At 45.2% G+C, this 9552-nt stretch carries 8 protein-coding genes and 1 tRNA gene; 5 read left to right on the top strand and 4 right to left on the bottom strand.

Annotated elements, in window-relative coordinates:
• The 4 genes from Q0502_RS02230 to Q0502_RS02215 all read right to left on the bottom strand — a co-directional run.
• A partial coding sequence (locus tag Q0502_RS02230) for a DEAD/DEAH box helicase (RefSeq protein ID WP_298646607.1) occupies window positions 1–421 on the bottom strand: 421 nt, incomplete at its 3' end.
• A gap of 168 nt (window positions 422–589) precedes the next feature.
• A complete protein-coding gene (locus Q0502_RS02225) occupies window positions 590–1240 on the bottom strand; it encodes a carbonic anhydrase (protein ID WP_298646604.1) in 651 nt (216 codons plus the stop codon).
• A 264-nt stretch (window positions 1241–1504) separates the two neighbouring features.
• Window positions 1505–1873 carry a hypothetical protein gene (locus Q0502_RS02220; protein ID WP_298646601.1) on the bottom strand — a complete coding sequence of 123 codons (369 nt, stop codon included), beginning with the start codon at window positions 1871–1873 and terminating at the stop codon, window positions 1505–1507.
• Between the two features lie 640 nt (window positions 1874–2513).
• A tRNA-Val gene (locus tag Q0502_RS02215) sits at window positions 2514–2588 on the bottom strand.
• A gap of 223 nt (window positions 2589–2811) precedes the next feature.
• Here Q0502_RS02215 and purB point away from each other — a divergent pair.
• From purB to Q0502_RS02190, 5 genes are all read left to right on the top strand, one after another.
• On the top strand, window positions 2812–4149 hold the full coding sequence (purB, locus tag Q0502_RS02210) for an adenylosuccinate lyase (protein ID WP_298646598.1): 1338 nt from the start codon (window positions 2812–2814) through the stop codon (window positions 4147–4149).
• A gap of 133 nt (window positions 4150–4282) precedes the next feature.
• The gene (locus tag Q0502_RS02205) at window positions 4283–5440 is read left to right on the top strand and encodes a pseudouridine synthase (protein WP_298646595.1); all 1158 of its coding nucleotides are present in this window, start codon (window positions 4283–4285) and stop codon (window positions 5438–5440) included.
• 226 nt (window positions 5441–5666) lie between these two features.
• A complete protein-coding gene (gene asnS / locus Q0502_RS02200; RefSeq protein ID WP_298646592.1) occupies window positions 5667–7064 on the top strand; it encodes an asparagine--tRNA ligase in 1398 nt (465 codons plus the stop codon).
• Window positions 7065–7133: 69 nt separating this feature from the next.
• Window positions 7134–8921 (top strand): translation elongation factor 4, encoded by a 1788-nt coding sequence (gene lepA / locus Q0502_RS02195; RefSeq protein WP_298646589.1) that lies wholly within the window; start codon window positions 7134–7136, stop codon window positions 8919–8921.
• Between the two features lie 180 nt (window positions 8922–9101).
• Window positions 9102–9485: a hypothetical protein gene (locus Q0502_RS02190; protein WP_298646586.1), complete on the top strand. Its 384-nt coding sequence runs from the start codon at window positions 9102–9104 to the stop codon at window positions 9483–9485.
• The last annotated feature ends 67 nt before the right edge of the window (window positions 9486–9552 follow it).

Genomic DNA, 9552 nt, shown 5'->3' with positions numbered 1-9552 from the left:
CCAGGGTTTTGATAGAGCCGGTGTCGAACGATTTCCTTTCCAGGTGGTCGGTCAATCGTCCGGGTGTCCCGATAAGCAAAGCCGGGGGACTGCTCAGGTTCTTCAGTTCGGTTTCCATAGAATGTCCGCCATAGCAAACATTTACCTTGAATTTTGTTCCCATCTTTTTCCATACCTGCTCTGTCTGAAGCGCCAATTCCCTTGAGGGTACGACGATCAGGCATTGTACTTTTGTTATGTCCTCATCCAATAACTGAAGAACGGGCAGGAGAAAAGCAAGGGTTTTTCCTGAACCGGTAGGGGACAATAACAGTACATTCCGTTCTTTGATTATCGCATGCCGGGCTGCCACCTGCATCTCATTCAGGCTCTCGATCCCCAGATTGGATAATATGTTTTTGTCTTGATCTTCTGCTTTCATCGCACAAAGATAATTTTTTATTCTTAGCCGTTATTTATTGTGTTTTTAAGGTTTGTCTGTTTTTAAACCTCTCGAATTCGATGGGTTTAGGATAGTTACGGGAAACTTCCCTGGAACATTCCTGCTGAACCATCCGGATTTTGCGGATAGTTAAAATGAAAGTAATCATTACACTTTGCCCGTAATATCATATATCTCTTTGATTTTCGCAAGTTCTCCTTCAAAATCAAAATGCAGGTCATGAAGCCGGGCATCTTCGATATCGAACACCCATCCGGCCACTTTGGGATAACCGTTTTTGTAGTAAGACTTTTGCACTTCGGCCATTTTTAATACGTTACGGCATTGTTCGTAAGTGTTAATCTCCACAAAACGCCGATATCTGGCTTCCATATCTTCAATGGCATTGAGTTCTGTCTGATGAAGACGATAGACATCCCGTATGCTGCGCAACCAGGGATTAAGGATGCCATAGTCCAGATTCTGCATAGCCGCCTGAATCCCTCCGCATCCATAGTGACCGCAAATGATGATGTATCTCACTTTAAGATATTCAACCCCATAGTTAATCACTGAAAGAGCGCTCAGATCAATGGAGTTCACCATATTCGCGATATTACGGTGGATAAAAACCTCACCCGGCTTTAACCCCATCACCTGATTCGGATGCACCCTGCTGTCTGAACAACCGATATACAGAAAATCAGGGTGTTGTTCTGATGCCAATAGTTCGAATAATTCGGGATTATCTATTTTAGTCTTTTCAATCCATTTACGGTTGGCTTCGAATATTTGATCATACTTTTCCTGATCAGACATATCAATGAATTCTAAATAATACGCATTTTGTGGGTTCACTTGTCAGAAACATGCCAATCAGACCTGTTTCCTTATTCCCTTTTCGCACTACTTAACAAAATAGTCGTATTATTTGTTGCGGATTGAGGCTATATTGAGGCGGAAGGGAGTTGATAAAGTTGGATTTTATGGAATGGATGGAACAAAATCTGTAAATATTCACATTATAATCCCGTCATTTGCCCGACTGGTAAATCCTCTGTGGTTTGGATTGGATTAGGTGTACTATTCTTTTTTAATAATCTTATTCAACTCTTCCTGAGTAAATTCCGATTGTGGTTTTCTAAAATAGAAAACAGTTTCGCTACCAGACTGAATAGCGCGTTTGTTAACTATATGAATAAACTCCCAACCTTGATTTGCTAAGTAATTTACAAATTGCATTTCATGCTTAAAATACATTACCTCGCCTTTATTATTCTTCAATTCATAATCTTTATCATTAGCATACTTTGCTTCCGGATTTTGGTCATTAAGATAGAATAGGCATGTAAGTTTATTGCCCCATTTTGCACTCGCATATACATATTTATCCCCTTGTGAAAAACAACTCATAGAAAATACTAAAAACAGAAGAAATAAAGCCTTTTTCATAATCATTTTATTTAACATTCAGAATATTTTATAATACTGTTCTATTTGCATCTCTTTTATCTTTTCGTTTCGTAAAATCACTATTCCGGAGAGATATCCTAAATTTTAGGTAGCTGTATTCCTTTTCTCATTTAGATAGCCACTCTCTATTTTCAATGACTATTTAAAACAGAAACAACTAATTACAATCAGTCGTAACTATTTAAAACATTACAAAGATGGATAAAAAAAACGAAGAAATCAAGGTTAATAAACCTGATTTTACAAAATTACCCTTAATACAGAAAACGGGCTCTATATAATTGGGGTAGGGGTGTACTACGATTGTTTATTATGATAAACACGAATTTTGATATTTGTCGTGCCGTCTGATTTAATATGGTTCTTAGTTGTAAAAACAACCGGTTTGAAAGTTGCCATCGTTGGTTAGTTTTAAATAGTTGTTGAATTATTCAAAACCAATTCCGCACAACACGCACAAGCCGCAAAATCACTTCAAAGATAGTTCAAAGAAATATTGACTTTATTTCACCTTAATAGCGAAAAATAAGGGTGATTTTAACGAAAAAAGCGAGCAATACAGAATTGTACCAACTCACTTTATACTTTTATTTTGCTGTTAAACAGCTTCTTAACTCGGTGGGCGTTGACGGATTCGAACCGCCGACCCTCTGCTTGTAAGGCAGATGCTCTGAACCAGCTGAGCTAAACGCCCGATTTTTTTTTTGAATATTTTGAAAGATCTTCGATAGTTGCTTTCCTGAAAAGCGATGCAAAGATACGTCGTTTTTATTTTCCTGCAAAATTTTTATAAATATTTTTCATGAAAATTTTCATGGGTCTATTATTATCGCTATTTTTGTACCATCAAAACAGGGGTAGCGATTATATTAATCCGCAATAAACGTTTTCGTTAAGGAATACGAATACAAATTATAATGAACTTAGACCAACTTACAGCCATTTCACCCGTCGACGGACGATATAGGGATAAGACCGCAGATCTGGATGCGTTCTTTTCCGAGTACGCACTCATCCGGTATCGCGTGCAGGTGGAGGTCGATTACTTTGTCTCCCTTTGTGAAGAGGGGATCCTTCCATTGAAGGATGAGGGCATCTTCGAACAATTAAGGGCTTTATACCGCAATTTCAGTGAAGAAGACGCCCGGCAGATCAAAGAGATCGAAAAAACCACCAACCATGACGTGAAGGCTGTGGAATATTTTCTGAAAGAGAAATTCGATGCGCTTCAGTTGTCGGATCATAAGGAATTTATTCACTTCGGATTGACCTCGCAGGATATCAATAATACGGCTACGCCGATGATGTGGCGGGATGCACTGCACAAAGTCTATATCCCCGAACTGGAAAAGCTGGTTTCCCAAATCGATGCATTGGCCGATGAGTGGAAAGATATTCCTATGCTGGCGCGTACACACGGACAGCCGGCGTCACCCACGCGTCTGGGGAAAGAGATGAAGGTCTTTACATACCGGTTGACCGGACAGATCGATGTACTGAAAAGGATCCCGGCAAAAGCAAAATTTGGCGGGGCAACCGGTAACTTCAACGCACACCGTGTGGCTTATCCCCAGATCGACTGGAAGCTGTTCGGGAACCGTTTTCTGCAAGAGAAACTGAACCTGCTCCGGGAAGAGTACACCACGCAGATATCCAATTACGACGCTTTCGCGGCCTCATTCGACGCCATGAAGCGCGTCCACACCATCCTTATAGACTTCACAAGGGATATATGGCAATATATATCGATGGAGTATTTCAAGCAGAAAATCAGGGAAGGGGAGGTCGGCTCATCAGCCATGCCTCACAAGGTGAACCCGATCGATTTTGAGAATGCCGAAGGGAACCTGGGTATTGCCAACGCATTGTTGGAACATCTGGCGGCGAAACTGCCCGTTTCACGGTTACAGCGCGACCTTACCGATTCCACGGTGATCAGGAACATCGGTGTACCCATGGCACACGGATTAATTGCTCTAAAAAGTACAACAAAAGGGCTCCATAAATTGTTATTACACAGAGAGGCAATAGACAGGGATCTGGAAAATAATTGGGCAGTGGTTGCCGAAGGAATCCAGACGATCCTGAGGCGCGAAGGATACCCGAAACCTTATGAAGCATTGAAAGCTTTAACACGAACCAATACGCGTATCACCCGGGAGAGTATTTCGGAATTTATTGACAATCTGGATGTGAATGAACAGATAAAAAAGGAATTGAAAGAGATCACACCTCAAAATTATACAGGAATTTAAGTGCACAGTAAATAATAATTGAAAGAAATCCGGTCCGGTCATGTTAGCCGGGCGGTAGTAATTCGAAAAAATGCGATTTTAAAAAAGAAAAAACCGTGAGGTTTCATTATGTAATCAAAAAGTAAATGCAACAATGACAACAAACAATGACGAGTCGCGCCCAAGGCGAAGTTATCACAGCGCGAACAATGAGAGACACGCTTCCTCGAACAGAAATTACGGCAATGAGCGGAGAACACAGCAAGATGGTTATTATTCGGAGAGATCATCCTATAACCAGGAAAGGTCTTACAACCCGGAGAGATCATCCTACAACCCGAATTACAGGGATTCCCGCCAGGAGAACTACAGTGGGAACAGCGAAGGGGGCATAAGAAAACGGCGTCCCCGCGTAGGTGAGCGTCCGCAGTCGCCACAGCGGGTTACCGGTGGCAATTATAACAACCGGAGCTGGGGGAACCAACCTTCACCCGGGGGGCCGGGCAGACCTAATAAGCCTGCGAAGCCGGTAAAAAAGCTGAAAAAGAAAAAGCCGTTCAAGCAGGTCAAGTACAAAGAGAATGCCGATCCCAATGCACCCATCCGTCTGAACAAATACCTGGCCAACGCCGGAGTATGTTCCCGCCGCGAAGCCGATGAATTTATCCAGGCCGGTGTGGTGAAAGTAAACGGACAGGTCGTAACGGAACTGGGCACCAAGATCACCCGCGCCGATGCGGTGATGTTCCACAACCAGCCGGTACAACTCGAAAGCAAGGTGTATGTACTGCTGAATAAGCCGAAAGGTTTTGTGACGACCACCGATGATCCCGAAAACCGCAAGACGGTGATGGAACTGGTAAAAAGCGCCGCTTCGGAAAGGATTTATCCGGTAGGACGACTAGACAGGGCTACCACGGGGGTATTATTGCTGACCAACGATGGCGACCTGGCATCGAAATTAACACATCCGAAGTACGAAAAGCGGAAAATCTATCAGGTATGGCTTGATAAGCCGGTGGAAATGGAGCATATGCAGATGATCGCCGACGGTATTGAACTGGAAGACGGGGAAATCCATGCCGATGCAATCAGTTATGTGACGGAAGAAGACCTTACCCAGGTGGGTATCGAGATCCACTCCGGCAGGAACCGTATCATCCGTCGTATTTTCGAGAAACTGGGCTATAGGGTGCTTAAACTCGACAGGGTTTATTTCGCGGGATTAACAAAGAAAAAACTTTCACGCGGAAAATGGCGTTACCTCACAGAACAAGAAGTAAATATGCTCCGGATGGGGGCGTTCGATTAAGGAACGGCTCTCCCCAGGGGAGTTTTATCGTCCATTACAGATAATAACAATAATAATCCCTGTTCCTGTGCGAAACCGTGCAGGAACAGACCGGATATTTATAGGGTAGATCTGCCTTTTGCGCATTACTCAATTATTGAAAACATTCAGGCAAGCGGGCTTGTCCTCTGCCCATTCGGCTTAACGCAGATGTCCCATACTTTAATGAGAAAAGTGAACTAATCGTATGAAGCAACTAAAACGAACAAGAATTTCAGAAGCATTACGGCTTACAAATTTCGGAGAGGAAGTCAATGTAAAAGGATGGGTGCGTACCCGCAGAGGAAACAAGAACGTCGGTTTTGTCGCCCTTAACGACGGATCGACCATCAATAATATACAGATTGTTATTGATATAGCTAATTTTGATGAAGAATTACTTCGACCCATCACCACCGGAGCCTGCATCAATGTGAACGGCGAATTGGTGGAGTCGCAGGGACAGGGCCAGTCGGTTGAGATACGGGCGACGGAGATCGAGGTCTACGGATCTGCCGATCCTACTACTTATCCATTGCAGAAGAAAGGGCACTCATTGGAATTCCTGCGTGAAATAGCCCATCTGCGGCCGCGTACCAATACTTTCGGAGCCATCTTCAGAATGCGGCACCATATGTCGTATGCCATCCACAAATATTTTAACGACAAAGGGTTTTACTATTTTCATACGCCTATTATCACTGCGTCCGATGCGGAAGGAGCCGGTTCCATGTTCGAGGTATCAACCCTCGATATGGATAATCCGCCACGCGATAAAGAGGGTAAGGTGGATTTCTCACAGGATTTTTTTGGTCGCCAGACAAACCTGACCGTCTCCGGACAACTCGAAGGGGAGTTGGGTGCTATGGCGTTAGGTGCCATTTATACTTTCGGCCCCACCTTCCGCGCCGAAAACTCCAATACCCCCCGTCACCTGGCGGAGTTCTGGATGATCGAACCGGAAATGGCTTTTTATGATATCAACGATAATATGGATCTGGCGGAAGATTTCCTGAAGTATCTTATCCGCTACGCTTTGGAACATTGCAGGGAGGATATCGAATTCCTGGCCAAGATGTATGACGAAGAACTGACAAATCGCCTGAATTTCGTGGTGGAAAACGATTTTGTCCGCCTCACCTATACCGAAGGAGTGAAGATACTGGAAGAGTCGGGGCAAAAGTTCGAATTTCCCGTATATTGGGGTACCGATCTGCAGTCGGAGCACGAACGTTACTTAGTGGAGAAACATTTTAAACGCCCGGTTATCCTGACCGACTATCCGAGGGAGATCAAATCGTTCTACATGAAACAGAACGAAGATGATAAGACCGTCCGCGCCATGGACGTGCTCTTTCCGAAGATCGGAGAGATTATCGGCGGCTCGGAGCGTGAAGCGGATTACGACAAGCTGATGAAGAGGGTAGAGGAAACGGGGATGCATACCGGCCCGATCTGGTGGTATCTCGAAACCCGTAAGTTCGGCACCGCACCCCACTCAGGTTTCGGCCTCGGTTTTGAGCGGTTGATACTGTTTATTACCGGAATGGCCAATATCCGCGACGTGATCCCCTTCCCGAGAACACCCAATAACGCGGAGTTTTAGAAGGTGGGAAGGTGCAAAGGGGGAAAAGAAGGGAAAAGTCCCCAAAAAATTTAGATGAAGAAAAGCTAAATGAAGAATATACGCAATTTTTGTATCATTGCACACATTGACCACGGCAAAAGTACGTTGGCCGACCGTCTGCTGGAGTTCACCAAGACCGTCGAAGGAAAGGACCTGCAGGCGCAGGTACTCGACAACATGGATCTGGAGAGGGAACGAGGCATCACGATCAAAAGCCATGCGATACAGATGGATTATGAATATGAAGGCGAAAAATATACATTCAACCTGATCGATACGCCGGGACATGTGGACTTCTCGTATGAAGTGTCACGCTCCATAGCCGCCTGCGAAGGCGCCCTGCTGGTAGTCGATGCCGCACAGGGTATTCAGGCGCAGACCATATCGAACGTCTATATGGCTATCGAGCATGACCTGGAGATCATTCCTATTCTCAATAAAATCGATCTGGAGAGCGCCATGCCCGACGAAGTGGAAGATCAGATCGTACAGTTGCTCGGCGTCCCCCGTGGAGAAATCATCCGTGCCAGCGGAAAGACCGGCATCGGCATCGAAGAGATCCTCCACGCCATCATTGAACGGGTGCCCGCTCCGCAGGGGGATCCGGATGCTCCGTTACAGGCACTGATCTTTGATTCGGTGTTCAATCCGTTCCGGGGTATCATTGCTTACTATAAGATTATGAACGGCACCCTACGAAAAGGAGATCTGGTGAAATTCATCAATACCGGCAAAGAGTATGATGCCGACGAGGTGGGTATCCTGCGCCTTAATATGGTGCCGAAAGAGGAGGTAGGTTGCGGCGATGTGGGTTATATCATCTCCGGCATCAAAACGTCGAAAGAGGTGAAAGTAGGGGATACCATCACCCATGTGAAACGGCCTGCAACCAAGGCGATTGCAGGATTCGAAGAAGTGAAGCCGATGGTCTTCGCCGGCGTTTATCCTATCGAGAGCGAGGATTTTGAGAACCTGCGTTCGTCACTCGAAAAACTACAACTCAACGATGCGTCGCTCACTTTCCAGCCCGAATCGTCCGTAGCGCTGGGCTTCGGCTTCCGGTGCGGTTTCCTGGGTTTGCTTCACATGGAGATCGTCCAGGAACGGTTAGAACGGGAATTCGATATGGATGTGATCACTACGGTACCCAATGTTTCGTACAAAGTGTACGACAAGAAAGGAAATATGAAGGAGGTGCACAACCCGGGAGGCCTGCCCGATATCACGCTTATCGAACGCATCGAGGAACCTTTTATCCGCGCTTCGGTCATCACCAATACCGCCTATATCGGTCCCATTATGACCCTTTGCCTCGGTAAGCGGGGCGTGTTGATCAAACAGGAGTATGTTTCGGGTGACCGGGTAGAGATCATTTACGATTTGCCGTTAGGTGAAATTGTGATCGATTTTTATGATAAGCTGAAAAGTATATCGAAGGGATATGCCTCGTTCGACTACCATATCCATGATTACCGGCCTTCGAAGCTGGTAAAACTGGATATTCTGCTGAACGGTGAACAGGTGGATGCGCTCTCCACGCTTACCCATTTCGATAATGCGCAGAGCTTCGGCAGGCGCATGTGTGAGAAACTGAAAGAGCTGATCCCGCGCCAGCAGTTCGATATCGCTATTCAGGCGGCCATCGGCGCGAAGATCGTTGCCCGCGAAACGGTGAAAGCCGTCCGGAAAGATGTAACGGCAAAATGTTACGGGGGGGATATCTCGCGTAAACGCAAGCTGCTCGAAAAGCAGAAAGAAGGAAAAAAACGAATGAAACAGGTCGGCAATGTGGAGGTTCCTCAAAAAGCCTTCCTGGCCGTGCTGAAACTGGATTAACTTAATGTGCTGATGAGTCAATGTGCCTAATGGGTTAATGTGGCAATGAATTAATTTAAGGATTTGATGATTTAAGGATTGACGTGAGAAATTTGAATGAAAGAATTGGAAATTGATCACTCTAAACATCCCGGACACCAAATCTTGATTCTTCTATCTAAATTTATAATGATGATGAAAATGAAATTTTTATTGCCGGTACTGTTCCTGGTGGGGAGCATATCTCTAGCCAATGCGCAATACGTGAATGAAGCCCCCATCGGCGAATTAGACGCCGACTATCTCAGGATATGGTCAGATTCAGGACCGTTATTAAGTTCGAAAATCACGGTAAGGGTAGACTACGGACAGGGCGGACGCATTCCCCAGATTACCGATAACCGCCGCAGGGTTGTTTCATTTAACGGGATGATTGCGGTATTGAACATGTTCAGTAAAGAGGGTTTTGAGTTGATAGAGGTCGTGCGCGACTCAAAAGACGAGACGGAGATCTTTTACCTGAAGCGAAAAGAAGGTTCCCGGGCATCTGCAAGTGTAGGAAAGGGGACTTCATCGGTCGAATAACGTTCCTGCACGTAACCGGTAAGTAAAAACGAAAGCGGTAAGTCTTACCACAACAAAAGAAGAAAGG

Origin of the sequence: uncultured Proteiniphilum sp. (genome assembly GCF_937873925.1) — a bacterium.
Taxonomy (GTDB): Bacteria; Bacteroidota; Bacteroidia; order Bacteroidales; family Dysgonomonadaceae; genus Proteiniphilum.
The sequence above is the reverse complement of the archived record's forward strand: the minus strand, read 5'-3'. Positions and strand labels throughout refer to the sequence as shown.

What these genes read in the sequence shown, in the direction of transcription:
- Q0502_RS02225 (WP_298646604.1), bottom strand. Translation starts at nt 1,240, where the DNA reads ATGTCTGATCAGGAAAAGTATGATCAAATATTCGAAGCCAACCGTAAA.
- Q0502_RS02220 (WP_298646601.1), bottom strand. Translation starts at nt 1,873, where the DNA reads ATGAAAAAGGCTTTATTTCTTCTGTTTTTAGTATTTTCTATGAGTTGT.
- purB (WP_298646598.1), top strand. Translation starts at nt 2,812, where the DNA reads ATGAACTTAGACCAACTTACAGCCATTTCACCCGTCGACGGACGATAT.
- Q0502_RS02205 (WP_298646595.1), top strand. Translation starts at nt 4,283, where the DNA reads ATGACAACAAACAATGACGAGTCGCGCCCAAGGCGAAGTTATCACAGC.
- asnS (WP_298646592.1), top strand. Translation starts at nt 5,667, where the DNA reads ATGAAGCAACTAAAACGAACAAGAATTTCAGAAGCATTACGGCTTACA.
- lepA (WP_298646589.1), top strand. Translation starts at nt 7,134, where the DNA reads ATGAAGAATATACGCAATTTTTGTATCATTGCACACATTGACCACGGC.
- Q0502_RS02190 (WP_298646586.1), top strand. Translation starts at nt 9,102, where the DNA reads ATGAAATTTTTATTGCCGGTACTGTTCCTGGTGGGGAGCATATCTCTA.